Below are 26,039 nucleotides of genomic sequence, written 5' to 3' on the forward strand. Positions count from 1 at the left end.
ACATTAGATTAAGTAAAAAATCATGAATTTAATATTAGGTACTGTTCAGTTTGGTCTGGATTATGGTATTACTAATGACAACGGTAAAGTAAATACGGCAACAGCTCTCGATATTCTTGACGTTGCAAATCAGGCTAATATACACCTATTGGATACTGCTGCTGCGTATGGCGATAGTGAAGCTGTATTAGGCAGGCTTTGTCACAGCCGCAATGAATTTGCTATTATTTCAAAAATCCCTTCTTCAAAAACACATGTTATGGATATAAAGACTTCAGTTAATGATTCTTTAAATCGATTACAAGTGGATAAGCTACACGCTATTTTGTTCCATGACCAGCACGACATAACCAATGCTCAGTCTCGACAAAACATGGCTATATTGGCACAACTTAAAGACGAGCAAAAAGTAGCTAAAATAGGCGCGTCTTTTTATACCCCTGAAGCTCTTGAATCTGCACTCTCTCTGCATAACCTTGATATTATTCAAATCCCAGCAAATTGCTTAGATCAACGTTTTGAGCAGTCTGGTTTATTAGATGAAGCGAAAAGTAGAGGTGTTGAAATTCATGTTCGCTCGCTATTTTTACAGGGATTGCTGTTAAAAGAAAATGCTAGATTACCGCTATGTTTACAGCCATTTAAACCTGAGTTAGCGTCTTATTTTAACATGGCTAAAGAATTGAATTTGGAACCATTGCAGTTAGCTTTACTGTATTTAATCAGTAATAAATCAATGGACTACGGTGTTGTTGGATGTGTAAATCCTCATCAACTTATTGAGATTACCAAAGCCTATAATTACGTGCAGAAAATGTTAAATAGCCAAAAGTTCAAAGAACAATTAGATTTAAGCGGACTGGCGTCGTCATCTGATCAGTTAATTAACCCGTCGTTATGGAAATAACATTATGAAAGTGGTCGCTATTTTACAAGCAAGGTGCAGCTCTCGTCGACTGCCTAACAAAGTACTTTTACCTATTTTAGGTAAGCCGATGCTACAAAGACAGATAGAAAGAACATTACACAGTAAGCTTATTAATGAACTCGTTGTCGCGACATCGAATCAAAGTAGTGATACTGCGCTTATACAGTTATGTGAATCAATCAATATTCCATGTTTTGCTGGCGATCTAGACAATGTACTCGACCGTTTTTATCAAGCCGCTTTGCAAGCGAATGCCGATATTGTTGTGCGTTTAACGGGTGACTGTCCCCTTTGCGATCCTGCTATTATTGATAGCGTAATTGCAAAACATATCTCTGGCAATAATGACTATACCTCAAACGTTGATCCAGAGACTTTTCCTGATGGCCTTGATGTTGAAGTGATGAGTTTTAGCGCGTTACAAAACGCTTGGCTAAATGCTGAATCAAAAACAGATTTGGAACACGTAACACCTTATATTCGCAATCAAGCAACACTGGTTAAAGGGGCTGTTGTTTCTGATATTGATTATTCAGCTTATCGCTGGACTGTTGATGAGCCTCAAGATTTTGAATTTGTAACAAAAATATATTCAATTCTAGGTGCCGAAGAGCAATACTTTGATGCAAATGCAATTTACAAATTGCTTTTAGCGCAACCTGCATTGCAAGAGATAAATACAGGTATTCAACGCAACGAAGGTTTTATAAAATCTGAGTTGTGAACCATATTATAGGAAGAATAGAATGACACGTTATAAGGTTTCGGAACAATTACTTGCAAGAGCGCTAGAAACAATTCCACTCGCTTCACAGACCTTCTCTAAGAGTACCGTGCAATTTCCAGTCGGTGCTGCGCCTTTATTTTTAGAAAAAGGTGCAGGCTCTAAAGTTTGGGATGTTGATGGTAATGAATACTTAGATTTTATGAGCGCATTATTATGTGTGTCAATTGGTTATGCGGATGAAGATGTGACCAACGCTGTATGTGATCAAATTAAGACAGGTGTTAGCTTTTCATTACCACACCGACTGGAAATGGAAGTTGCAGAACAATTAGTTGATTTGATCCCATGTGCTGAAAAAGTAAGGTTTGGTAAAAATGGCAGTGATGCTACCTCTGCCGCTATACGTTTAGCGCGAGCTTATACCAACAAAGATATGGTTTTGGTTTGTGGTTACCATGGGTGGCAGGATTGGTATATAGGTTCGACAACACGTAGTTTAGGTGTGCCAAAATCAACAGCAGAATTAACCAAAGTCTTTAAATATAATGATATAGATTCTTTGTCTGATTTGGTTAAAGCGCATCAAGGAAAGATCGCTGCCATTATTATGGAACCAATGAACGTTGCATTCCCGGCTCCTGGTTATTTAAAAGCTGTACAACAGATAGCGAAAGAAGAAGGTGCTGTCTTTATTTTTGATGAGACTATTACTGGTTGTCGATTCGCCAAAGGTGGCGCACAAGAATATTTTGGTATAACACCTGACCTAGCAACATTTGGTAAAGGTCTTGCAAATGGTTTTCCTTTATCTGCCGTCGTCGGTAAAACGGAAATTATGGACCTGATGGAAGACATTTTCTTTTCAGGCACTTTTGGTGGTGAGACTGCGTCTTTAGCTGCGGCAAAAGTTGTATTGGATAAGGTTGATAAACTAAATGTACCGGCAGTATTGTCTGCAACTGGTGAATATCTCTTAGAGGAATTAAATGCTTTGATTAAAGAATTAGCATGTGAATTCTTTTTATCTACAGCAGGGCATCCTTCTTGGTCATTTTTACTCATCGCGGATGCAGCTAATTATACCAGCTATGAGATAAAAACACTCTTTATGCAAGAAATGTTGAAGCGCGGAATATTGACTTTGGGTACTCATAACATTAGTTATTCACATAGCCGGAAAGATATAGATACTTTAATTAACTGTTATAAAGAAGTGTTACCTATTTTGAAAGTGGCGTTAGAAAATAAAGACTTATTATCAAAATTAGAATGTGAACCTTTAGTGCCTTTATTTAAAGTTCGCTAGACGGTTAGCTAAGCCGAGCATGCTAGAGGTTGCAACTCGATAAAATCAGTTAAGGTGAACTAATGAAAATCGTTATTCGTACAGACGCATCTATTCATATTGGCAGCGGTCATGTAATGCGTTGCTTAGTGCTTGCGCAGGCTCTTGCATCAAAAGGGCATGAGGTTAGCTTTGCTTGTCGCCCGCAAACAGGTGATCTTATTCAATTTGTACGTAATAAAGGTTTTCATGTTTACGAATTGATTAAAGCTAAGATAGCAATTGAGCCTAAAGACAGTGGTGATTATCAAGCTTGGTTGCAGGTTCCATGGACTGTTGATGCTCAAAGTTTCTTAGCGCAGGTACGTCATGCAGATTTATTGATAGTTGATCATTATGCTTTGAATAAAGACTGGCAAACGGTAGTTAAAGATCAATTAGCCTGTAAAATATTCGCTATTGATGATTTAGTTCGTACTCATTCAGCTGATTTGATTTTAGATCAAACATTAATGCGTTCGGCCAGCGAGTATCAAGTCAATAACCCATCGGCGAAAATACTAGCAGGTTGTGAGTTCGCCTTGTTGAATCCTTTTTTTTCACGTTATCGTGAACAAGCTTTGGATTGTGATTCATTACCAAAGGAAGTAAAGGTATTGATCTCGATGGGGGGCATTGATCAACCGAACGCGACATTACGCGTATTAGAGGCACTATCTGCACACCCCTCGGCAAGACCTCATGTTACTGTATTACTTGGACCTAAAGCCCCTCATTATGTGAAGGTTAAAGCGTTTTGTGTTGTCAACTCTCATTGGATTCACCATATTGATTTTGTTGATAATATGGCTGAATTGATGCTAGAGCAGAGTATTGCGATTGGCGCACCTGGTACTACTTCTTGGGAACGTGCTTGCCTTGGAATTCCGAGTATTATTGTTCCTTTAGCTGAAAATCAGCATGAAATCAGTCAAAATTTGGTTACCGCCGAAGCTGCTATTAGAGTGAATATAAATGATATATCATCGAAACTGTTGGTGTCATACAATACTTTACTTTCGCAATGGCATACATTTAGAGATACTAACTTAGCATTGTGTGACGGATTGGGACTGCAGAGGATCCTGTACCATATCCAGTCATTGTTTGATGCTGATCTTGTTAGAGTCGGTATGCGTCGAGCAACGTCTCTAGATGTAGATAAAGTATATGAATGGCAGTGTCATCAAGAAACCCGCCAGTATGCTTTAAATACGGATGTACCAACATGGAAAAATCATCAGCTTTGGATGCATAAAAAATTAGATCGTTATCAGGATTATTTTTATATTATAGAGTGCCCTGTAACGTTGGATCGTGTCGGAGTTGTTAGACTTGATCGTATTAAGCAGAGTGAATATCTCATTTCTATTTTTATTGATCCAGTTCATTACGGTAAAGGGATTGCAACACAAGCTCTGGCCTATATTGACTTTATACACCCTAATATTATGATCCATGCAACAGTACTTGAGGCTAATGTCGCCTCTCAAAAACTATTTATTACAGCAAATTATCAGCGTGTTGCCGCGGATAGCTTTGTTCGTCATCCTATTATTTGAACATTGAGATTATAATGAAATCATATATCACCATAAATGGCCGTAAAATTGGCTCTGAACATCCTCCTTATATTATTGCTGAACTTTCAGCAAATCATAACGGTGACATTAATCGTGCGTTTAAAATTATGGAAGAAGCAAAGAAAGCGGGCGCTGATGCAATAAAATTACAAACATATACCCACGACACAATCACGATGGATTGTGATTCAGAAGAATTTCAAATCCATGGTGGACTATGGGATGGGCAAACATTATATGAGTTATATAAAGGCGCACATATGCCTTGGGAGTGGCATCAAAAGTTGTTTGAAAAAGCAAGACAACTCGATATCACGATATTTAGCTCTCCGTTTGATTTTTCCGCTGTTGATTTACTGGAAAAACTAGATGCACCGGCTTATAAAATAGCTTCATTTGAAGTGATTGATTTACCGTTGATAAAACGTGTAGCACAAACGGGTAAACCGATGATTATTTCAACTGGCATGGCGAATAAAGCAGAGATCCAAGATGCTATCACAACCGCTCGAGAGAATGGCTGTGAGGAATTGGTCGTGTTGCATTGTGTTAGTGGTTACCCTGCACCAGCAGAGCAATATAATTTAAGAACAATCGCAGATATAGCACAGCGTTTTGATGTTCTTTCTGGGTTATCAGATCATACTATCGATAATGCGACGTCAGTGGCAGCTGTCGCTTTGGGTGCGTGCTTGATTGAAAAACACGTTACTTTAGATCGTAATGGCGGTGGTGCTGATGATAGTTTTTCATTGGAACCACTAGAACTTGCCCAACTATGTGCCGATGCAAAAACAGCTTGGCTCGCTATGGGGCAAGTTAACTATGAAAGAACGGAAGCAGAGCAAGGCAATGTTAAATTTAGACGTTCGCTGTATGTGACTAAAGATATTGCGGAAGGAGAAGAGCTTACAGCTGCTAATGTGAGAAGTATTCGTCCCGGTTTTGGTTTGGCACCTAAGCACTATGAAACGGTATTAGGCAAAACATCAAAGCGAGCAATCCCCAAAGGTACAGCGTTGAGTTTTGAGCTAATAAAATAACAATGAATTAGTAACGTAAAGTAAGGCGCTATTCGATTAGCTATCGCATTCAGATACTTTACGTTGCTATATACTTTCGATTAGCTTTTTGGGTTAAGGATAGGATCGTTCGAGAATAACCCTCTAATACGTTGATCAATTAAGTTATTATTTTTAACTAAATCATCAAATATTTCATATAACGAATCCAGTTCGTTATCTTTCAATAAATTAAGTCTTGTGCAGTATTTTTCAAATCCGGTACCTGCCGATGTGCAAATTGAGAGTATCCGACATTTATCCAACGAACCAAATATAATTAATTCAAGTGGTATTTTGCTATCGATCAATTCGACACCGGGAAATACTTGCTTATAATATTCAACATCTTCTCTAGGGTGTACTTTGATTGCAAATGGAATTTTGTTGTCATTTAATGCTTGTATGAATTTTTTGTAGATAACTAAATCAAACTCTTCAATTACATGGGGTTGAGTTGCAATAATGACATTGTATTTATGCTGGGCATCATATTTAAAGAATTTGTAACCATATTGAGTAATTATTTTATCATCCACAAAGTCAATTGCTTTGATTTTATGTTGAATTGCGCTAGGCCCTTTATCCGGATTTAGTAGATATATGTTTGTACAACGAGAATCATCTCCAAAGTGTCGGAATTGACGTTTGCTACCTGTGAGTATATTCATGAATTGTTCTGCAGGTTTCAGCTTAACGCTGCCATAGTTACCGACACCTTCTTCTATTATCGAGTAGTTGGCAAAGGCAAGACGAAATAATCGCGACATTTTATTTCTTTCATTATAAAGAAATAATGTATTTTGTGATGAAAATTTAATATCTAAACCTAACACTCTGTTGAATAAAGCATTGTGTATATATCTTTGTATCGTAGGCGAAGTCTTAACATTTCTGGTCGCCATTAATTTCATTACGCTACCAAAGAAACCTTTATAAAGCTGTGCGCGAATATTTTCTCGCATGATGAAATGTACTTCAACATTAGCTGGCAAGCTATTTGGTTCGAAGTTATCTGGATTTATGTTTTGCTGGTCTGCAATGATAAAAATGTGACTTTTTGTTTCTGGCTGTGAGCATGCTTTTAATAATGAAAAAAGCAGATGTCGCAAAGTTGAACATACGTATAAGTTCATAATATTACCTTGGTTGGCTAGGTTAATTTAGTAGTTAGGCTATGCGACGTAATGATATCATAGCTATTGAAGTAAATTTTTTGCGAGATAAAGTTTCATAGATATAGTCGAAAATCTATCCCATAGTTACTGATAGGTGAGCGTTATAAAATCATGATGTTTACTATAATTATTATTTTACTGTTAGAATACAAGAATATATTACTTCCACTCATAATCAGGTCAATACCATGAACATTACCATTGCTGGTACAGGTTACGTTGGTTTATCAAATGCGGTGTTGTTAGCGCAACATAATAGCGTGATCGCGTTAGATATTATCGCCGAAAAAGTAAATCTTATTAATGCGAAAAAATCACCTATTTCAGATAATGAAATTGAATGTTTTCTGGCCAACAAAGAACTTGATCTTATCGCGACAACCGACAAGTACCTTGCTTATGCCAATGCTGATTATGTGATCATCGCCACACCAACGGATTATGATGTAGTGAATAATTCTTTTAATACCAAATCTGTTGAAGCGGTCATTAAAGACGTGATGGCGATTAACCCAAATGCGGTGATGGTGATCAAATCAACGGTACCGGTTGGTTATACTAAAGAAGTCAAACAGCGTCTTGGCTGCGATAACATCTTATTCTCGCCTGAGTTTTTACGTGAAGGCAGTGCGTTATACGATAATTTACACCCGTCACGTATTATAGTCGGTGAACAATCTGAACGCGCCGAAGTCTTCGCTGGTCTGTTAGTACAAGGTGCGATTAAAACTGATATCGATGTCTTGTTTACTGATTCAACCGAAGCTGAAGCGGTAAAACTATTTTCTAATACTTACCTTGCTATGCGTGTAGCGTATTTCAATGAGCTGGATAGCTACGCTGAAACGCATGGTTTAGATACCCGTCAGATCATTCAAGGTGTGGGGCTAGATCCGCGTATTGGCAGTCATTACAATAACCCATCGTTTGGTTATGGCGGTTACTGTTTACCGAAAGATACCAAGCAATTACGTGCCAACTATGAAAATGTGCCTAACAGTTTAATTAGTGCCATTGTTGATGCTAACTCGACGCGGAAAGATCATATCGCGGATGCTATTATTGCCAGAAATCCGCACGTTGTTGGTGTTTATCGTTTAATTATGAAGTCTGGTTCGGATAATTTCCGTGCCTCGTCAATCCAAGGCATCATGAAACGTATTAAAGCCAAAGGCATTAAAGTTGTGGTGTACGAACCGGTATTAACCGAGCGTGAATTCTTTAAATCGCCTGTGTTGACAGACCTTAATGAATTTAAAGCACTGTCTGATGTCATCGTATCAAACCGTTTAGCGGATGAACTACTTGATGTCGCCGATAAAGTTTATACACGAGACTTGTTTGGTAATGACTAGTTTGGTAATGATTAAATTAAGCTTGATTAAAAATATTGCAATGAAGTCATAATAAAAGTGGAACCAAAATGAAATATTTAATAACCGGCGCTGCTGGGTTTATTGGCTCGCGCTGTGCGGAGTTACTGTGTCAACAGGGTCATCAAGTGATTGGTGTTGATAATTTAAATGATTATTACGATGTGAATCTTAAGTTCGCGCGTTTAGCAAATGCTAAAAAATCTGAGTTGTTTAGTTTTATTGAATTAGATCTCGCCGATCGTGACGGTGTTGCGGCATTATTTGCAGAACATCAATTTGACCGCGTAATTCACCTTGCTGCACAAGCGGGTGTGCGTTATTCAATTGATAACCCGATGGCCTATGCTGATAGCAACTTAACTGGTTTCTTAACCGTATTAGAAGGCTGTCGTAACAACAAAGTGCAGCATTTAGTCTACGCATCATCAAGTTCAGTTTATGGCTTGAATAACAAAACCCCGTTTAGCACCAGTGACAGTGTTGACCATCCGATCTCGTTATATGCGGCATCGAAGAAATCCAATGAATTGATGGCACATACTTATTCACACTTATACGGTGTGCCAACGACTGGATTACGCTTCTTCACTGTATATGGTCCTTGGGGCCGTCCAGATATGGCGTTGTTTAAGTTTACCAAAGCTATTATTGCTGGTGAAGACATTGACGTATACAACAACGGTGACATGTTACGTGACTTTACTTATATCGATGATATCGTCGCGGGTGTTTTACAGATTCAAGCTGTAATACCAACGCCAGATAGCGAATGGAAAGTCGAAACGGGTAGCCCAGCGACCAGTAGTGCACCTTATCGCGTTTACAATATTGGCCACGGTAGCCCGGTTAAATTAATGGATTACATTGAAGCGCTGGAAGACTCGTTAGGCATTAAAGCCAAGAAAAACTTTATGCCGATGCAGCCGGGTGATGTTTATGCAACGTATGCCGATACTCAAGATTTATTTGCAGTCACAGGTTACACCTCAAAAATAAAAGTCAAAGAAGGCGTGAAAGCTTTTGTCGATTGGTATCGTGACTTTTATAATGTTTAAGATGCAACTTATATAAAGAACATATATATAAAGTACAGCGTATATAAAATACAAAAGGATTAGATTTTGAAGCAAACTAAGATCACTAAAGCGGTAATTCCAGTAGCAGGTTTAGGTACGCGTATGTTGCCTGCAACTAAAGCGATCCCAAAAGAGATGTTACCAGTGGCCGATAAACCACTGATCCAATATATCGTTAATGAATGTGCAGCAGCGGGTATTACCGAGATCGTACTGGTTACGCATGCATCAAAAAATGCCATTGAGAATCACTTTGATACCTCGTTTGAATTAGAGTCGACACTAGAGCACCGTGTTAAACGTCAGTTATTAGCTGAAGTTCAAGCCATTGCACCAAAAGGTGTGACGATCATGCATATTCGCCAAGGTGTCGCGAAAGGCTTAGGTCACGCAGTATTGTGTGCCAAACCTATTATTGGTGATGAACCGTTTGCCGTGGTATTACCTGATGTATTGATGGATGAAGTGAGTGCCGATCTAAAAACTGAAAACTTAGCCAGCATGATGCGCCGTTTTGATGAAACCGGTTTTAGTCAGATAATGGTTGAACCTGTACCAATGAACTTGGTGTCTGGTTACGGTGTTGCTGATTGTGGTGGTGTTGAACTTAGCCCTGGTGAATCAACCAAGATGACCGCAGTGATTGAAAAACCGGCACAAGATAAAGCACCGTCTAATTTAGCGGTTGCTGGACGTTATGTATTACCATCGTCTATCTGGGAGCTATTAGCACGTACAGCACCTGGTGCTGGTGATGAGATCCAGTTAACCGATGCGATTGATGACCTAATGAAATTAGAAACCGTTGAAGCTTTCCATATTAGTGGCAAGTTACATGACTGTGGTTCTAAGTTAGGTTACATGAAGGCATTTATTGAATATGGTTTACGTCATCCTGAAGTAGGCGCTGATTTACAGGAATTTATTAGTGGCTTGAAGTAAAGATATAAGAGAGACCCCCTCCCAACCTCCCCCTAACTTTTTATTACAGAAAGTAGGGGAGGAGCAGGGCAAAGACAAGACTTCATTGTCAATTGAGTGCTGAAATTGCATTGGCTTGGCGCTGTTTTAGTTCCCTCCCTTTTCTTAAGGGGAGGGCTAGGGTGGGGTCGCTCTGCTCTTAATCTTACGACTAGTCTAATTCAGTCTCTAACCAATCTGAATCTAGCTGCGCGAATGCTAATAACAGTTCAACTACCGCCGCATAAAAGCCAAATTTATCACAGTCTTTCACTTTCATTTCAAAATCACCTAACCAGTTAAGTAAGTGCGTTTGCAAGAAATCGTGCTGCAGTGCGAAATTAGCGCGGATCTGTTCTTCTGATTCTGAATCTAATGTTTTTAAGATCAAGTTACCCATGAAGTCTAACTGGATCGCAATATGATCCGCAGGTTCACTGTATTTATCACTGATATTGATGTTGTGCTGTTCTAATAGCGCTGTCATCTGTTGATACGCTTCTTGCATCAAGTGACCATTTTCGCTGGTGAATACCGACTCATACGGTGGCGCCGATGATTTACTGTTACCTAAAAATATTTGAGCGTAATCGGCACATAGTTCTAAACGTGCATCGTTACGTAGGTTTGCTGCAGCCAGTGAACTTACTAATTTCTCAACGGGAGCCGTTAACGCTGGTGTTGCTGCTAACCCTTGTAAGAAACCTTGGATCTCAGCAGACTGGTATTTACCCAGTTGTTCATCAGATAACTCTGTTGCTAATGTTGTTGAAAGCCACCAGTAGATCTCTGAGCGGGTCTGGCATAATTGCGTTAGTTCATCCATTGTCTTCTCCAAATAGGGTTGAGTACTGTTATTTGGCTGCATTATAGCGGAATTAAATTAACCGGGGAGTCAGTTTTGATCAAAGTTAATCTAAAATGCAGTGTATTCACGCAAAATTGAAATTTTCTCAAGGCATTCTAGTAGGAAGTCGGCAACATTCACGTTACAATGTGCTCCAGTTTGGCGTTGCTAGCTAAATTTTAGGTTTACTAGTATAATGTTAAAACTACTAATTAGATGTTAAGTTTACCAGCCATATGTTGCATTTATTAACTTGGTGTTGCATTTATTAACTAGGCGTTAAGTTAACTGACCAACTTGTATAATCTCAATCAGGAGAAAACGGATGTTTACACGTGATATGAATATAGCTGACTATGATGCAGAATTATGGGCAGCAATGACACAAGAAGTAACTCGTCAGGAAGACCACATCGAGCTTATTGCTTCAGAGAACTATACAAGCCCACGCGTAATGGAAGCTCAAGGCTCTCAGCTTACTAACAAGTATGCAGAAGGTTACCCTGGCAAACGTTATTATGGCGGTTGTGAGTATGTTGATATTGCTGAGTCTTTAGCAATCGAACGTGCTAAACAATTGTTTGGTGCTGATTACGCAAACGTACAACCACACTCGGGTTCACAAGCCAATGCTGCTGTTTACATGGCATTAGTTAAGCCAGGTGATACTGTACTAGGTATGAGTCTTGCTCATGGTGGTCACTTAACACATGGTTCAAGTGTAAGCTTCTCTGGTAAGATTTACAACGCAGTTCAGTACGGCATTAACCCTGAAACTGGCGCATTAGATTACGCTGAAATCGAAGCTCTGGCTGTTGAACATCAACCAAAAATGATTGTTGCGGGTTTCTCTGCATATTCTGGTGTTGTTGATTGGGCTAAATTTCGTGAAATTGCTGATAAAGTAGGTGCTTACCTGTTTGTTGATATGGCTCACGTTGCTGGTTTAATTGCAGCTGGTTTATATCCAAACCCAATAAAACATGCTCATGTTGTAACAACTACGACGCATAAAACATTAGGCGGTCCACGTGGTGGCCTTATCCTTGCACAAGCAGACGAAGCGCTTGAGAAAAAACTAAACTCAGCAATCTTCCCTGGTGGTCAAGGTGGTCCTTTAATGCACGTTATCGCTGCTAAAGCGGTTGCATTTAAAGAAGCGATGGAACCAGAATTCGCTGTTTACCAACAAAATGTACTTGATACTGCGAAAAGCATGGTTGCAGTATTACAACAACGTGGTTTCAAAATTGTTTCTGATGGAACTGAAAACCATTTGTTCTTAGTTGATCTAATTGGTAAAGAATACTCAGGTAAAGAAGCAGATGCTGCCTTGGGTAATGCACACATCACAGTAAACAAAAACTCAGTACCTAACGATCCACGTTCACCATTTGTTACATCTGGTCTACGTATCGGTACGCCAGCACTAGCTCGCCGTGGTATCCCAGCTGATAAAGCCGGTGAACTTGCAGGTTGGATGTGTGACGTATTAGATAACATCGGTAATGAAGATGTAGCTGCAACTGTACGTGCGAATGTACAAGCGCTATGTGCTGACTATCCTGTTTATAAATAAGCAGTATACAAATAAGCTATTTATAAATAACCGTATCCAATAGTTTATATATAAATAGTCAGTTTCTAAACCTCCAGGTTTGTAAAAACTGATAATTTGTTAACCGTAAATGCTACTTAACTTAAATAAACGTTTAAGTTGGTCATTTACGGTTTTTTTATGTCTAAAAATAAATTGTACTACCCTATCTCATTCCTGCTAATACTCAAAATCATGCTATTTCCATGCTTTTTTATTGTCTCAGGATCATATGATCTGCTGCTATTGCATGTTAGTCCACCGAACGGCTATCAAGCCAATTTTATAGACCAAGGATGGGAAATATGATGAATAAATTACGATTGAAAATAATCCCGAAAACAAGTCTACAGCAAATATGTAAAAGGATGTGCATTGTCACATTTGCTGTTGTGGTCACTGGCTGTAGCTCAGTTGACGTATTAACTAAAACCGAAAATGGTGCTTCTTATGAATATCAAATTGGTCAGTTTGCAACGATAGAAATAGTTGATATGGCGAAGGAGCATTGTGGTCAATATGGTAAACATGCAGAACTAACTAATCGTTACTCTGATGCTAACCGCATATACAATACGCTTATCTTTCACTGCTCATAAAGTTCTGATCATAAAGTACAGCTCATAGCGTAAGATCTGTTTTCATCTTAACTGTGAAGTCAATGGGGGTTAAATCTAATCAACTAGTTTCAAATACTATTTATGGGTGTTAACATAATTGCAACATGCTTTTCTGTTTTTCTATTAAGTCGTTAGAGATAGATTGTTAGGTCAATAAATTCCTTTTGAAGTAAATGAATAGATAAATAAATAAACACTTGAGATGGAATGCTCAAGTCTAAGCAATGGATAGGGTGAGGTATAAAGGATGATGCTGAATTCAAAAAGTAACAATAAACGTTTATTACTAGCGTTAGTATGTGGCTCAATGAGCTATTCAACATTTGCACAAATCTATAGTTGGCGCGATGCTGATGGTGCGATGCATTATAGTCAGTTTCCACGTCAAATAGTGGAAAAAAATGCTGCGCAAAGTCGAGCGAGTCGCAAACAAGCGGATATAAATGATGTCGTAAACGATTTAGCTTCAACCAAAAAACGAGATAACTTACTAGATGGTCTGGATGATATCGTTGCAAATGCTAACGTTGAACGTCAAATTGAAAAGGTACTCACGCGCCGTGATCCTCAGTTGGTGTTAATTGAGCAACAACTCGCCCGTCAACAATCTGAGCAACATGCAGCACTGGTTGCGAAACAACAAGTACTTAAAGAGCAGATTTTCAAAGAGAAGATTATCAAAGAACAGTTAGCGCTTGTTGCTGGCACTCAAATAAACAGTGTCGAAACGAAACGAAAATTTGCTAAGAATAGCTTTATGGCTGGTATTCACAAACGTGTTTACGGCAATGCCGATAACAAAAGTAATGACGTGATTCAGCCTACGCCGTTTGCGTCTACCTCAGGTCCAGATTTAAATGTTATTGCCAATGTCGAAGCAAAGCAACCGCGTAAATCAGCAAATAAATTCTTAGCGGGCATTCAAAATAAGCTAAAGCGTCAACATAGCGTGAAATTAAGCCAGCCTTCTTCACACATTGAACCTGTCGTGATAGCTAAAACGCAAGCTGCCGTATTAACACCGACAGTATTAAAACCAGTCGTAGAATCTCGTTCGATAGCGAAGGTTACCCGTAAGAGCAAGGCAAAACCTAGGAACGCTTTCTTAGCGGGAATTAAAAGAAAATTAAACCGTAAACAAGAAGCACAAGAGATTGATGAACCAATGGACCTAGTGAGTCAAAAGCTGGCCAGCCAAAACCTCGCGACCTCAAATGAATTAGTCGTTGCAAGTAGCGCCGCGACTGGTAAACCGTTGCGAGCGACACCTGAGCAAGTTCAGAATAAATTCTTAGCCGAAATAAATAAAAAGCTATTCCGAGCACATTTAGCCACGGATAATAGCGAAGCGGATAACACCCCAGTTGCGACATTAGTTAACTCTAGCTCTCACTCTAACGCTGATATTAACGGCAACAGTCGTCGTACTACGACGGTGAAGAATAAAGAGTTAATACAGGGTGCAGATGAAATTAAAGCGATTGAAAATGAAATTAGCAACAGCAGTCAATCAAACAAAGCGAAAGCACCATCTGCAAAGCAAGTTAACTCAGCGTTAATGCTAAGTCGATTAAGCTACAATCAGCAGGCGCGTTTACCGTTATTGGGAACGGGTATAAACCAACTTGATATCCAAGGTATCGACGCATCAAGTCAGTTTGTAAACGAAGTAAATCGTAACGCGGAATAAACGCGAAGCAAATGTCGTCGGTTTTTAGTGCTTAAAATAAGCGTTAAAAACCGACTGATTATTCAACAATTTGTTAACTTATTTATTAATTCCACTTAATTATCTGCACTTTTCTGTACCCGCCTGCTGTTTAACGATAGACTCACAATAATATTATTCAATAGGATTGTTTATGTTCTGTCCATTTTGTTCTGCGACTGAAACTAAAGTTATCGATTCTCGTCTTGTGGCTGAAGGCCATCAGGTGCGTCGCCGCCGTGAGTGTGCGAAATGTCATGAACGTTTTACTACCTTTGAAACTGCCGAATTAGTTATGCCTCGTATCATTAAAACAGATGATAAGCGTGAACCTTTTAACGAAGATAAATTGGTTAATGGCATTTATCGTGCGTTAGAAAAACGTCCTGTTGCCGCCGAGCAGATTGAACTTGGTATTAATCAGATCAAATCAAGTTTAAGAGCCACGGGTGAACGTGAAGTCGAATCAAGTTTTCTGGGTGAACTGGTTATGGACGTATTAAAAAAACTCGATAAAGTCGCTTATGTGCGTTTTGCTTCGGTTTATCGTTCTTTTGAAGATGTAAAAGAATTTAATGAAGAAATCGCCAAACTCGACAAATAATCCGATATCTGAGTCCTCATTGACTATGCCAAAAAAATCACGCACCGAGTTAGATCAACTAGTGGCAACACTCACCTCAACAAGTCAGTTCACTGATACTGACGTTCAGTATATGCAACGTGCGATCGCACTTGCACAACAAGGCCGTTTTACCACGGCGCCTAATCCCAATGTTGGCTGTGTGCTTGTTAAAGCAGGACAAATCCTCGGTGAAGGTTTTCATTTACGAGCCGGTGAGCCGCATGCCGAAGTGCATGCTTTAAACGCTGCTGCTAGTGCTGCAGATAGCGAGGTTCAGGGTGCGACTTGTTATGTGACTCTAGAGCCTTGTAGTCATTATGGTCGTACGCCGCCATGCGCCGCCGCTTTGGTTAAGGCGCAGGTGAGTGAAGTTGTGATCGCCATGGTAGATCCGAACCCAAAAGTCGCAGGTAATGGCATTGCTATTTTAATCGCTGCCGGCATTAAAGTGCGTATCGGTTTGTTATCAGATCAAGCCCATGCTCTCAATCCAGGCTTTATTTTGCGTATGCGTGAACAACGTCCTTTTGTACGTCTAAAAATGGCAGCAAGTCTTGATGGACGCACGGCATTAAAAAACGGTGAAAGCAAATGGATCACAGGTCCTGCTGCGCGCAGTGATGTGCAAGTTTACCGTGCTCAAGCCAATGCCATCTTATCAACGGCTAGTACAGTGATGATGGATGATGCATCACTTAATGTACGTTATAGCGAATTAGGGGCGAGTCAAGCAGACTATCCGTTAGAGAATCCCTTCGCTAAATCAAAGCAGCCCTTAACGCAATCAAACCAATCTCAAGTACGTCAGCCGATTCGAGTGGTACTGGATAACCATCGTCGACTCGATACGCATAGTGCATCATCCGCTAGCGCATTAAAGTTATTTGCTCAGCCCGGGAAGATACTGTTAATTAACGGCACTGAAGATGGTGTTGATGCTATCGAAAATAATGTTGATGGCATCGCAAATAACGTTAATGGCGTAGCTCATGATCCAGCGTCAGCAACGATAATGATGGATGAATCAGTCTCGCGAATTGAAATTGGCCGAGATAGTCACCATAACATAGATCTAAACCAGTTAATGAAGACGCTAGCTCAGCAGGATATTAATGACCTGTGGGTAGAAGCAGGCGCAACGCTAGCAGGTGCGTTACTTGAAAATAAGCTGGTGGATGAGATAATTATTTATCTGGCGCCTAAGCTCATGGGTGATAGTGCCAGAGGACTAGCAGTATTAAGCGAGCTAACTGACATGGCGCAAGTGCCACAATTTAGCTTTACCGATATCACGCAGGTCGGTGACGATCTTCGTATCACAGCAAAACCGGAATACTAATGTTTACAGGAATTATTGAAACCGTGGGTACGCTCACCGGTTTAACCCCAAAAGGGGCTGATGTGAGTATCACTGTCGACAGTGGTAAACTTGATTTAAGCGATGTAAAACTCGGTGATAGTATCGCGACTAATGGGGTATGCCTGACGGTTGTTGAATTACTAAGCAATGGTTACCGCGCAGATGTGTCATTAGAGACGATTAAGCGCTCTGGTTTTGCGCATTACAAAATTGGTGATAAGGTAAACTTAGAAAAAGCGTTAACCTTAAGCACACGGCTTGGTGGTCACTTAGTCAGTGGTCATGTCGATGGCGTTGCCGAGATTATTAAGATAGCTAAACTTGGTCGTGCGACTGAGTATTGGTTACAAGCACCGAATGAATTAGCCCGTTATATTGCCGAAAAAGGTTCAATTACCATTGATGGTATTAGTTTAACTATTAATGAGATTGACGGCGCTAAATTCAAATTAACGATCGTACCGCATACCGCGTTAGAAACAACGATAGAAAGTTATGTCGTCGGTCGTAAAGTTAATTTAGAAGTAGATGTTATTGCCCGTTATTTAGAACGGATCATGCTAGGTGATAAAGCGGCTGAATCAAGCACGCCTGAACAAGGTATTACCATGGATTTTCTTGCGAGTAACGGATTTTTAAAGTAAAACATCTATTCACGTTCAGTTTTTAATTGTTATTAAGGGGCTATGAACATGGCACTAAGTCGTATTGAAGATATTATTGAAGACATCCGCCTAGGTAAAATGGTTATCTTGATGGATGATGAAGATCGCGAGAACGAAGGTGATCTGATCATGGCTGCTGACAAAGTAACGCCAGAAGCGATTAACTTTATGGCGACCCACGGTCGCGGTTTAATTTGTCTAACGTTAACCAAAGCGCGCGTAGCAAAACTGCAACTGCCTTTGATGGTTCAAGACAATACGGCGCAATTCTCAACTAACTTCACTGTTTCTATTGAAGCGGCTGAAGGCGTGACGACCGGTATTTCGGCAACAGATCGCGCGGTGACGGTATTATCAGCGGTTGCTGGCGATGCTAAACCGGCAGATATTGTGATGCCTGGCCACATTTTCCCACTTGCAGCGCAAGACGGCGGTGTATTAACACGCGCAGGTCATACTGAAGCGGGTTGTGATCTTGCACGTCTAGCGGGCTGTGAACCAGCGGGTGTGATTGTTGAAATCTTAAAAGATGACGGTGAAATGGCGCGTCGTCCTGATCTTGAAATCTTTGCTGAAAAGCACGGTCTTAAATTAGGCACAGTGGCTGATTTAATTGAATACCGTAACAGTAATGAAACCACAATTGAGCGCGTTGCTGAATGTAAATTACCGACAGAACACGGTGATTTTGATTTAGTAACTTACCGCGATACCATTGATAACCAAGTACACTATGCATTACGTAAAGGTGATGTTGTTGCCGAGCAGCCAACATTAGTGCGTGTGCATGTACAAAATACCATGACAGATATTCTGCATACAGACCGTGCAAGTAAGATCTCATGGTCACTGGATGATGCCATGGCGCGTATCGGCACTGATGGTGGCGTAATGGTTATTTTGGGCAATGAAGAAGACTCTAACGATATCATTGAAAAAGTAAAACAGTTTGCGCAAGAAGATAAAGGCGAAGCACAGCCAAAAGCAAAATGGCAGGGCACATCGCGCCGCGTTGGTGTTGGTTCGCAAATTTTAGCGGATATGGGCGTGTCTAAAATGAAGCTATTAAGCTCAGACAAACGTTACCATTCACTGTCTGGCTTTGGCTTAGAAGTGGTCGAATACATCTCTAAATAAGTTTTCGCACTATCTCTAAATAAGTTTTAGCGATAGTCGTAGAATAAGTTTGCTTGCTGACGAAAGCTTGGTACAATCCGAGCCCTTTCGTCAGCCGATTCACAATAATTTAAATTGGCCGTAAAATTACGCGCCGTGATATAGGATTTGTACACATGAAAATTATCGAAGGGAATGTTCCTGCTCCAGAAGCAAAAATTGCAATTGTTATTTCTCGTTTTAACAGCTTCATTAATGAAAGCTTGTTAGCCGGTGCTATCGATTCACTAAAACGTTTTGGTCAAGTTAGCGATGACAACATCACTGTTGTTCGCGTACCTGGCGCTGTTGAATTACCGCTTATCGCTAAGCGTGTTGCTGCAACAAAACAGTTTGATGCGATTATTGCTTTAGGTACGGTAATTCGTGGTGGTACACCACATTTTGAATTCGTAGCTGGCGAATGTAATAAAGGTCTTGCTCAAGTTTCAATGGACTACGATGTACCTGTTGCATTTGGTGTTCTAACGACTGACACTATTGAGCAAGCAATTGAGCGTGCTGGTACCAAGGCTGGTAATAAAGGGTCGGAGGCTGCTCTAAGTGCACTTGAAATGGTGAATGTTTTGCATCAATTAGATGTATCATTGGAGAAAAAATGAAACCTTCGGAACGTAGTAAGGCACGTCAGTTTGCCACACAAGCAATTTATCAATGGCAAATGACAAAAGAAACTGTTGCAAATATCGAACACCAATTTGTAACAGAACAAGATTTTAGCGACACAGATGCAACTTACTTTCGTGAGTTAGTATTAGGTGTAAGCTTAAATTCTGTAGAACTTGATGAGTTAATGTCACCATTCCTATCTCGTCCAATCGGCGATTTAGACTTGGTTGAGAAAGCGATTTTACGTCTTTCTACTTTTGAGCTAACTAAGCGTCAAGATGTACCTTATAAAGTTGTGATCAATGAATCTATCGAATTAGCGAAAGATTTTGGCGCTGAAGACAGCCATAAATTCGTTAACGGCGTATTAGATAAAATTGTAAGTAAATTGCAATTACGTTTGAAAAAATAATTTAATTATTTTCTTCAATGCAAAAAAAGCTAGCACTGGTTGCTGGCTTTTTTTATGCCTAAAATTAAGCGCTCTAAATGATATTGCTCCTGCAAACCGCTCAAGACATCCCTGTGCGCTTAGACAAGGCCATCCATGGTCATGTATGTTTGCGATAGCAATAACATTTCTCTGCACAGTTATTTATAGATAGTAGTTTATAGGCATTGGCATAAACAACAGTATAATAGTGTTATTAATTTAACACCGATAATGGAAAGTAAGATAACTATGGCAACAGGTGAATTTGATTTAATTGGGCAATATTTCACGCATAAATTGGTGTCACGAGATGACGTTATTGCAGGCATTGGTGATGACTGTGCCATTTTGTCTGTGCCTGCAGGTAAGCAATTAGTTGTGACGACAGATACCATGGTTATTGGCGTGCATTTTCTTGCTGATGCAGATCCGGTTGATGTCGCCCATAAGTTAGTGGCTGTAAACATCAGTGATATTGCCGCAATGGGCGGGCAACCTGCTTGGGCTTCATTAGCGTTAACCTTACCAAACTATGATAGCGGCTGGCTAAGTGCATTCAGTGATAGCTTGCATCAGCAATTACATCGCTATGGTGTCAGTCTTATTGGCGGTGATACCACTAAAGGTCAGATGACATTAACGCTGACCTTACAAGGTTTTGTTGAACAGGGTAAAGCGTTGCGTAGATGCGGTGCACAAGCCGGTGATTTAATTTATTGCAGTGGCACGATTGGTGATGCCGCCGCGGGATTAAAACTATTAATCGATGCGGATAAAAAGACCACTGAAAAGCTTACTGAAAACATTGATGAAGAATCTCTAGCGGATGCTGACAAAGATTTTCTAATCGCTCGCCATCAACGCCCGACTGCACGTATAGCAACAGGGCAAGCGCTGATTGGTATTGCCAGCAGCTGTATCGATCTCTCTGACGGCTTAGCATCAGATTTAAAGCATATACTTAACGTTTCTAGTCGCGTGAGTGGTGTTGCACTGTCCGCCAATATTGAGCTCTCTGCGCTGCCGATATCAACAGCTTTGCAATCTTATGTCAGTAAAGCATTATGGCCGCAGTATGCCCTTGCTGGTGGCGATGATTATGAATTACTCTTCACCGTATCAGCTGAGAATCAAGCACAGCTGGAAACCATAATGGCTGAACAAGGTTTACCTTATAGCCATATTGGTGAGATAGTTAATGTCGAACAAACTGAGAAAACAGAAACTCAACAAATTCACTATTTTAACGATAAACAATTAACGTCATTAGCTTTGCAAGGATGGGATCATTTCCAATGAATAAAGATTTTTTATCGCCAGCACTACAAAAATTAAATTACGCCAATCCAATGCATCTGGCTGCGGTTGGTTTTGGCAGTGGTTTGTTTCCTAAAGCGCCTGGCACCATGGGCACGATTGCAGCTATTCCCTTGTATCTGTTAATGACCAGTGTACTCGAGCTCGGCTTATGGCAATACATCGCCATTGTTGCGTTCGCATCGGTTATTGGTGTGTATATTTGCGCCAGTGCGAGTAAGGCCATGGGCGTACACGATCACGGCGCTATCGTCTGGGATGAATTTGCCGGTTACGGTATTACCATGATTGCCGCACCACAAGGCTGGATGTGGGTGCTGCTTGGTTTTGCACTGTTTCGCTTTTTTGATATTGTGAAACCGGGTCCGATTGGTTGGTTAGATAGAAATACTCACGGCGGTTTTGGCATTATGATTGATGATGTACTGGCGGGGGGATTCGCTTTAGTTGGTGTTCAGCTTGTTGCATATATAGTGTTGTAAAACTAAAATTTCCTGGTGTTAAACACTGGATTAGTTAAACACTAGTTGCCGTTTAATCTATTTAAATAGGTCGAGCGGCATGTAAAACACTGATTGGATAATCTTTATTAAAACAGTGCTTATTTTTATAAAATATCAATTAACCCCCCCCCTAAATGCTATAACCATTTATTTGACTGTGTTATTAGTCTAAATCGATAAATTACACTGGTTTAATTTTCGTCAATAGTCAGTGATATTATCAATTTTACAAAATTCGTGAGTTTAATCACATTTAGTCATCTATTCTGATTCCATCCTCCTGGTTTTTATCGTTATTCCTTTTTGTTATCTATTAGTCCTTTGAATTATATGAGTTATTCGTAATGTTAGCCGAGCTAAACTATATTTTATCTTTGCAGCATAACTTTAATCTATTGTCATATCTGTTATTTTTAATTTCTCAGGCAGCTGATCTGACTATTTTAGGGAGCAATTGCGTGGTGTTGTTATTAGTTATTACTTTGTCAGAGGTTTACATCACTGTGCTAAAAACGTAATTTCTGTATGAAAACTACAATTCGCGGACAATGTATCTGCAAAAATGGCGTTAACTCAAATCTAGTCTAGTATCTGCTGTTAACGTTATCAACATCGCATAATGGAGTAAGGCATGAATAAAGGGAAAGTCGCGTTATCGCTATCTATCGCCAGTATTATCACGTTAGGTTTAAGTGGTTGTTCAGACGATAAAGCAGCGAAAGATTCATCTTCAGTAGCAGCTAAAAAACCTGTTTCTTTTGTATATTGTTCAGAAGCAAGCCCAGAAGGTTTCAACCCTGGACTGTTTACCACTGGCACAACGTTTGATGCATCATCAAAAACTATCTTTAACCGTCTGGTTGAATTTAAGCTAGGTACAACAGAAGTTATTCCTGCACTAGCAGAAAGCTGGGATGTATCTGAAGACGGTCTGGTTTACACATTCAAACTTCGTCATGACGTACCATTCCATACGACGAAAGACTTTACCCCGACTCGTTCATTCAATGCTGATGACGTTATCTTCTCATTTGACCGCCAAGGTAATGCCGAAAACCCTTACCATAAAGTATCGGGTGGTTCATACGAGTACTACAACGCAATGAGCATGGGCTCATTAATCAAAGAAATTAACAAGGTAGATGAGTACACAGTTCAGTTCGTGCTTAATCAACCTGAAGCGCCTTTCATTGCTAACTTAGCGATGGACTTTGCATCAATCATGTCAGCAGAACAAGCGAAAGTATTCCTTGAAAAAGGCATGGCAGCACAACTTGACGTAATGCCTTCAGGTACGGGTCCATTTGCGCTACAACAATACCAAAAAGATTCACTTATCCGTTATGCGGGTAACGCGGACTATTGGGATGGCGCTCCTGCTATCGACCGTTTGATATTTTCTATCACACCAGATGCATCGGTACGTTTTGCTAAACTGCAAAACAATGAATGCCAGGTCATGGCATTCCCAAATCCATCAGATCGTAAAATGATGGAAGAAGATAAAAACATTAACCTACTTTCTCAAGAAGGTCTGAACATTGGTTACCTTGCGTTTAACGTCAACAAAAAACCATTTGATGATGTACGTGTACGCCAAGCGTTAAATATGGCTGTGAACAAGCCTGCGATCATTGATGCTGTATTCAATGGTTCTGGTAAAGCGGCAACAAACCCAATTCCACCAACAATGTGGTCTTATAATACTGATATTAAAGATTACGAATTCAACTTAGTTAAAGCGAAAGCATTACTTGCTGAAGCAGGCTATCCAGATGGTTTTGAAACTAATATTTGGGCAATGCCAGTACAACGTCCATATAACCCGAACGCACGTCGTATGGCTGAGATCATGCAGTCTGATTGGGCTAAAGTTGGTGTTAAAGCGAAGATTGTGACGTTTGAATGGGGCGAGTACCTAAAACGTGCGTCGAAAGGCGAGCATGAAACAATCCTACTGGGTTGGACTGGTGATAATGGTGACCCAGATAACTTCCTAGCGGTATTACTGGGTTGTGATGCTGTTGGCGGTGCTAACCGTTCTATGTGGTGTAATGCTGAATTTGATGCACTGGTTAAAGAAGCAAAAACAACGGCAGACCAAGCGGTAAGAACTGACTTGTACGAAAAAGCACAAGTGATATTCAAACAACAAGCGCCGTGGGCAACGATTGCACACTCGGTTGTATTTGAACCTGTGCGTAAAGAAGTTAAAGGTTACGTGATTGATCCACTTGGTGGTCACAACTTCTACAGCGTTAGCTTAGAAAAATAAGTATAGCGTTAGCTTAGAACAGTAAGCATAGCGCTAGCTTAGAAAGTATCTCGTTTAAATAACGAAAATAAGATAACGCGAGACCCTCATGGCTCGCGTTATCTTTACCATAACCCTTTAAATACCCGCAGAGTTTTCTATGTTCCAATTTATTTTAAAGCGACTAGGTACTGTGATCCCGACATTCTTCGGTATTACCTTACTCACCTTTACGCTCATCCATATGATCCCCGGTGACCCGATTGAGATCATGGCGGGTGAACGTGGTATCTCACCAGAACGTCACGCTATCCTATCCGCTGAACTCGGTTTAGATCAGCCAATCTGGAAGCAATATTTTTCTTATGTAGGTGGTATCCTGCAAGGCGATCTAGGTAACTCTCTGGTAACCAAAAAACCAGTTGTAGAGGAGTTCTTCGAGTTATTCCCTGCGACCGTTGAGCTGGCCTTTTTAGCCGCGCTATTTGCTATTTGTATTGGCTTACCCGCCGGTATTATTGCTGCAGTAAAACGTGGTTCGATATTTGATCATACCGTTATGGGTGTGTCACTGACGGGTTATTCAATGCCGATCTTCTGGTGGGCATTACTGTTGATGTTGGTATTCTCAGTGAATCTGGGCTGGACGCCGGTTTCTGGGCGTATTGATGTGTCACTGTGGATCGATCACGTCACCGGTTTCATGCTGATTGATTCGTTATTATCAGATGAAGTGGGCGCGTTTGGCTCTGCTATTCATCACCTCATTCTACCGTCTATTGTATTAGGTACCATTCCACTGGCTGTTATCGCCCGTATGACGCGTTCTTCAATGTTAGAAGTGTTGGGTGAAGATTATATCCGTACTGCACGTGCGAAAGGCCTAGCGCCTTGGCGTGTCATTGTTATCCATGCATTGCGGAATGCCTTAATTCCAGTGATCACGGTAATTGGTCTGCAGGTCGGTATCCTATTATCCGGCGCCATCTTAACCGAAACAATCTTTGCTTGGCCGGGTATTGGCAAATGGTTAATTGAATCCATTGGCCGCCGTGATTACCCAGTAGTGCAGGGTGGTATTTTAATTATCGCCACATTAATTATCTTAGTTAACTTACTGGTAGACATTATCTACGGTGTGGTTAATCCACGTATTCGTCACGCGAAATAGAATACCGGATGCTGGATACAGGGTATAAGGTACAAGGAATAGATTATGAGTGAAGTTTCAAATAACGCGCCAGTGATTGAACTGCGACCGTTAACACCATTACAAGAATTTTGGAAATATTTTAGTACCAATAAAGGCGCCGTTGTGGGTCTGGTTTATATCGCAATGATGATTTTTGTTGCTGTGTTTGCAGATTTAATTGCCCCTTATTCACCGATTGAACAGTTCCGTGATGCGCTATTACAGCCACCATCATGGACTGGCGGTTATCTGTTGGGTACCGATGCGGTTGGTCGTGATATTTTATCGCGTTTGATTCACGGCGCGCGTTTATCGCTGTTTGTCGGTATGTTAGTGGTGACCTTATCACTGGGTATCGGCATCTTATTAGGTCTGGTTGCTGGTTATTATCGTGGTCGTATTGAAACCGTGATAATGCGTTTAGTTGACATCATGCTCGCGATGCCAAGCCTATTATTAGCGATTGCGATTGTGGCTATTATGGGACCTAGCATTGTGAATGCATCGATTTCGATTGCCGTGGTATCGATTCCACATTATGTGCGCTTAACCCGCGCATCAACAATGACAGAAATGAGCAAAGACTATGTCATCGCTTCGCGTATTGCTGGTGCTGGTCCACTGCGCATCATGTTCAATGCGGTCTTACCAAACTGTTTAGCACCGCTGATCGTACAAGCAACATTGGGTTTCTCCAATGCAATTCTAGATATGGCGGCACTGGGTTTCCTTGGTTTAGGTGCTCAAGCGCCAACAGCTGAGTGGGGCACCATGCTAGCGGACGCACGTCAATATGTACAAAGCGCATGGTGGGTTGTTACCTTCCCTGGCGTGACAATCTTGTTAACCGTATTAGCATTTAACTTAATGGGTGATGGTTTGCGTGATGCACTTGATCCTAAATTGAAACAATAAGAGGT

General features: G+C 40.5%; 24 protein-coding genes. 22 read left to right on the top strand and 2 right to left on the bottom strand.

The annotated features are described in order from the left end of the window. The first annotated feature begins 22 nt into the window (after window positions 1-22). From A923_RS0107650 to pseI, 5 genes are all read left to right on the top strand, one after another. Window positions 23-907, top strand: a complete 885-nt coding sequence (locus tag A923_RS0107650; protein WP_017221079.1) for an aldo/keto reductase — start codon at window positions 23-25, stop codon at window positions 905-907. A gap of 4 nt (window positions 908-911) precedes the next feature. Then, a complete protein-coding gene (locus A923_RS0107655; protein WP_017221080.1) occupies window positions 912-1,652 on the top strand; it encodes a cytidylyltransferase domain-containing protein in 741 nt (246 codons plus the stop codon). A gap of 22 nt (window positions 1,653-1,674) precedes the next feature. Beyond that, a complete protein-coding gene (locus tag A923_RS0107660; protein ID WP_017221081.1) occupies window positions 1,675-2,961 on the top strand; it encodes an aminotransferase class III-fold pyridoxal phosphate-dependent enzyme in 1,287 nt (428 codons plus the stop codon). 62 nt (window positions 2,962-3,023) lie between these two features. Next, a complete protein-coding gene (pseG, locus tag A923_RS0107665; RefSeq protein WP_017221082.1) occupies window positions 3,024-4,541 on the top strand; it encodes a UDP-2,4-diacetamido-2,4,6-trideoxy-beta-L-altropyranose hydrolase in 1,518 nt (505 codons plus the stop codon). Between the two features lie 14 nt (window positions 4,542-4,555). Beyond that, window positions 4,556-5,605, top strand: a complete 1,050-nt coding sequence (gene pseI / locus A923_RS0107670) for a pseudaminic acid synthase (RefSeq protein WP_017221083.1) — start codon at window positions 4,556-4,558, stop codon at window positions 5,603-5,605. 80 nt (window positions 5,606-5,685) lie between these two features. Here the strand turns inward: pseI and A923_RS22105 are convergent, their stop codons facing one another. Continuing rightward, a complete protein-coding gene (locus tag A923_RS22105) occupies window positions 5,686-6,759 on the bottom strand; it encodes a glycosyltransferase family 52 (RefSeq protein WP_017221084.1) in 1,074 nt (357 codons plus the stop codon). A 230-nt stretch (window positions 6,760-6,989) separates the two neighbouring features. Here A923_RS22105 and A923_RS0107680 point away from each other — a divergent pair, with 230 nt between their 5' ends. The 3 genes from A923_RS0107680 (at window position 6,990) to galU (ending at window position 10,195) form a co-directional block, all read left to right on the top strand. Continuing rightward, window positions 6,990-8,156, top strand: a complete 1,167-nt coding sequence (locus A923_RS0107680) for a nucleotide sugar dehydrogenase (protein WP_017221085.1) — start codon at window positions 6,990-6,992, stop codon at window positions 8,154-8,156. A 68-nt stretch (window positions 8,157-8,224) separates the two neighbouring features. Continuing rightward, window positions 8,225-9,232 (top strand): NAD-dependent epimerase, encoded by a 1,008-nt coding sequence (locus tag A923_RS0107685; RefSeq protein ID WP_017221086.1) that lies wholly within the window; start codon window positions 8,225-8,227, stop codon window positions 9,230-9,232. A gap of 66 nt (window positions 9,233-9,298) precedes the next feature. Continuing rightward, window positions 9,299-10,195, top strand: coding sequence for a UTP--glucose-1-phosphate uridylyltransferase GalU (gene galU / locus A923_RS0107690; protein WP_017221087.1), 897 nt, complete (start codon window positions 9,299-9,301; stop codon window positions 10,193-10,195). Window positions 10,196-10,385: 190 nt separating this feature from the next. Here the strand turns inward: galU and torD are convergent, their stop codons facing one another. Further along, window positions 10,386-11,039, bottom strand: coding sequence for a molecular chaperone TorD (gene torD / locus A923_RS0107695; RefSeq protein ID WP_017221088.1), 654 nt, complete (start codon window positions 11,037-11,039; stop codon window positions 10,386-10,388). A 346-nt stretch (window positions 11,040-11,385) separates the two neighbouring features. Here torD and glyA point away from each other — a divergent pair, with 346 nt between their 5' ends. The 14 genes from glyA to dppC all read left to right on the top strand — a co-directional run bounded on the left by glyA (window position 11,386) and on the right by dppC (window position 26,034). After that, window positions 11,386-12,639, top strand: a complete 1,254-nt coding sequence (glyA, locus tag A923_RS0107700; RefSeq protein WP_017221089.1) for a serine hydroxymethyltransferase — start codon at window positions 11,386-11,388, stop codon at window positions 12,637-12,639. Between the two features lie 323 nt (window positions 12,640-12,962). Then, the gene (locus A923_RS22110) at window positions 12,963-13,256 is read left to right on the top strand and encodes a hypothetical protein (protein ID WP_017221090.1); all 294 of its coding nucleotides are present in this window, start codon (window positions 12,963-12,965) and stop codon (window positions 13,254-13,256) included. Between the two features lie 268 nt (window positions 13,257-13,524). Next, window positions 13,525-14,967 carry a DUF4124 domain-containing protein gene (locus A923_RS0107710; RefSeq protein WP_017221091.1) on the top strand — a complete coding sequence of 481 codons (1,443 nt, stop codon included), beginning with the start codon at window positions 13,525-13,527 and terminating at the stop codon, window positions 14,965-14,967. A 172-nt stretch (window positions 14,968-15,139) separates the two neighbouring features. Beyond that, a complete protein-coding gene (nrdR, locus tag A923_RS0107715; RefSeq protein WP_017221092.1) occupies window positions 15,140-15,589 on the top strand; it encodes a transcriptional regulator NrdR in 450 nt (149 codons plus the stop codon). Continuing rightward, on the top strand, window positions 15,561-16,949 hold the full coding sequence (gene ribD, locus A923_RS0107720) for a bifunctional diaminohydroxyphosphoribosylaminopyrimidine deaminase/5-amino-6-(5-phosphoribosylamino)uracil reductase RibD (protein WP_017221093.1): 1,389 nt from the start codon (window positions 15,561-15,563) through the stop codon (window positions 16,947-16,949). Before nrdR ends, ribD begins: the two co-directional genes overlap by 29 nt. Further along, window positions 16,949-17,614: a riboflavin synthase gene (locus A923_RS0107725; protein WP_017221094.1), complete on the top strand. Its 666-nt coding sequence runs from the start codon at window positions 16,949-16,951 to the stop codon at window positions 17,612-17,614. The genes ribD and A923_RS0107725 overlap by 1 nt, the downstream gene beginning before the upstream one ends. Before the next feature lie 48 nt (window positions 17,615-17,662). Beyond that, on the top strand, window positions 17,663-18,772 hold the full coding sequence (gene ribBA, locus A923_RS0107730; protein WP_017221095.1) for a bifunctional 3,4-dihydroxy-2-butanone-4-phosphate synthase/GTP cyclohydrolase II: 1,110 nt from the start codon (window positions 17,663-17,665) through the stop codon (window positions 18,770-18,772). 155 nt (window positions 18,773-18,927) lie between these two features. Continuing rightward, window positions 18,928-19,413: a 6,7-dimethyl-8-ribityllumazine synthase gene (gene ribH / locus A923_RS0107735; protein WP_017221096.1), complete on the top strand. Its 486-nt coding sequence runs from the start codon at window positions 18,928-18,930 to the stop codon at window positions 19,411-19,413. Then, window positions 19,410-19,832 (top strand): transcription antitermination factor NusB, encoded by a 423-nt coding sequence (gene nusB, locus A923_RS0107740; RefSeq protein ID WP_017221097.1) that lies wholly within the window; start codon window positions 19,410-19,412, stop codon window positions 19,830-19,832. The genes ribH and nusB overlap by 4 nt, the downstream gene beginning before the upstream one ends. A 270-nt stretch (window positions 19,833-20,102) precedes the next feature. Then, window positions 20,103-21,152: a thiamine-phosphate kinase gene (thiL, locus tag A923_RS0107745; protein ID WP_017221098.1), complete on the top strand. Its 1,050-nt coding sequence runs from the start codon at window positions 20,103-20,105 to the stop codon at window positions 21,150-21,152. Then, window positions 21,149-21,652 carry a phosphatidylglycerophosphatase A family protein gene (locus A923_RS0107750; RefSeq protein WP_017221099.1) on the top strand — a complete coding sequence of 168 codons (504 nt, stop codon included), beginning with the start codon at window positions 21,149-21,151 and terminating at the stop codon, window positions 21,650-21,652. The genes thiL and A923_RS0107750 overlap by 4 nt, the downstream gene beginning before the upstream one ends. A gap of 652 nt (window positions 21,653-22,304) precedes the next feature. After that, the gene (locus A923_RS0107755; RefSeq protein WP_017221100.1) at window positions 22,305-23,948 is read left to right on the top strand and encodes an ABC transporter substrate-binding protein; all 1,644 of its coding nucleotides are present in this window, start codon (window positions 22,305-22,307) and stop codon (window positions 23,946-23,948) included. Between the two features lie 139 nt (window positions 23,949-24,087). After that, the gene (locus tag A923_RS0107760; protein WP_017221101.1) at window positions 24,088-25,098 is read left to right on the top strand and encodes an ABC transporter permease subunit; all 1,011 of its coding nucleotides are present in this window, start codon (window positions 24,088-24,090) and stop codon (window positions 25,096-25,098) included. Between the two features lie 45 nt (window positions 25,099-25,143). Beyond that, window positions 25,144-26,034 (top strand): dipeptide ABC transporter permease DppC, encoded by an 891-nt coding sequence (gene dppC / locus A923_RS0107765; protein WP_017221102.1) that lies wholly within the window; start codon window positions 25,144-25,146, stop codon window positions 26,032-26,034. Window positions 26,035-26,039: the final 5 nt, after the last annotated feature.

The sequence above is a fragment of the Moritella dasanensis ArB 0140 genome (assembly GCF_000276805.1).
GTDB classification, from domain to species: Bacteria; Pseudomonadota; Gammaproteobacteria; order Enterobacterales; family Moritellaceae; genus Moritella; species Moritella dasanensis.

Coding starts and splice junctions, on each gene's coding strand:
- A923_RS0107650 (WP_017221079.1), top strand. CDS start 23: ATGAATTTAATATTAGGTACTGTTCAGTTTGGTCTGGATTATGGTATT.
- A923_RS0107655 (WP_017221080.1), top strand. CDS start 912: ATGAAAGTGGTCGCTATTTTACAAGCAAGGTGCAGCTCTCGTCGACTG.
- A923_RS0107660 (WP_017221081.1), top strand. CDS start 1,675: ATGACACGTTATAAGGTTTCGGAACAATTACTTGCAAGAGCGCTAGAA.
- pseG (WP_017221082.1), top strand. CDS start 3,024: ATGAAAATCGTTATTCGTACAGACGCATCTATTCATATTGGCAGCGGT.
- pseI (WP_017221083.1), top strand. CDS start 4,556: ATGAAATCATATATCACCATAAATGGCCGTAAAATTGGCTCTGAACAT.
- A923_RS22105 (WP_017221084.1), bottom strand. CDS start 6,759: ATGAACTTATACGTATGTTCAACTTTGCGACATCTGCTTTTTTCATTA.
- A923_RS0107680 (WP_017221085.1), top strand. CDS start 6,990: ATGAACATTACCATTGCTGGTACAGGTTACGTTGGTTTATCAAATGCG.
- A923_RS0107685 (WP_017221086.1), top strand. CDS start 8,225: ATGAAATATTTAATAACCGGCGCTGCTGGGTTTATTGGCTCGCGCTGT.
- torD (WP_017221088.1), bottom strand. CDS start 11,039: ATGGATGAACTAACGCAATTATGCCAGACCCGCTCAGAGATCTACTGG.
- glyA (WP_017221089.1), top strand. CDS start 11,386: ATGTTTACACGTGATATGAATATAGCTGACTATGATGCAGAATTATGG.
- A923_RS22110 (WP_017221090.1), top strand. CDS start 12,963: ATGATGAATAAATTACGATTGAAAATAATCCCGAAAACAAGTCTACAG.
- A923_RS0107710 (WP_017221091.1), top strand. CDS start 13,525: ATGATGCTGAATTCAAAAAGTAACAATAAACGTTTATTACTAGCGTTA.
- nrdR (WP_017221092.1), top strand. CDS start 15,140: ATGTTCTGTCCATTTTGTTCTGCGACTGAAACTAAAGTTATCGATTCT.
- ribD (WP_017221093.1), top strand. CDS start 15,561: ATGAAGAAATCGCCAAACTCGACAAATAATCCGATATCTGAGTCCTCA.
- A923_RS0107725 (WP_017221094.1), top strand. CDS start 16,949: ATGTTTACAGGAATTATTGAAACCGTGGGTACGCTCACCGGTTTAACC.
- ribBA (WP_017221095.1), top strand. CDS start 17,663: ATGGCACTAAGTCGTATTGAAGATATTATTGAAGACATCCGCCTAGGT.
- ribH (WP_017221096.1), top strand. CDS start 18,928: ATGAAAATTATCGAAGGGAATGTTCCTGCTCCAGAAGCAAAAATTGCA.
- nusB (WP_017221097.1), top strand. CDS start 19,410: ATGAAACCTTCGGAACGTAGTAAGGCACGTCAGTTTGCCACACAAGCA.
- thiL (WP_017221098.1), top strand. CDS start 20,103: ATGGCAACAGGTGAATTTGATTTAATTGGGCAATATTTCACGCATAAA.
- A923_RS0107750 (WP_017221099.1), top strand. CDS start 21,149: ATGAATAAAGATTTTTTATCGCCAGCACTACAAAAATTAAATTACGCC.
- A923_RS0107755 (WP_017221100.1), top strand. CDS start 22,305: ATGAATAAAGGGAAAGTCGCGTTATCGCTATCTATCGCCAGTATTATC.
- A923_RS0107760 (WP_017221101.1), top strand. CDS start 24,088: ATGTTCCAATTTATTTTAAAGCGACTAGGTACTGTGATCCCGACATTC.
- dppC (WP_017221102.1), top strand. CDS start 25,144: ATGAGTGAAGTTTCAAATAACGCGCCAGTGATTGAACTGCGACCGTTA.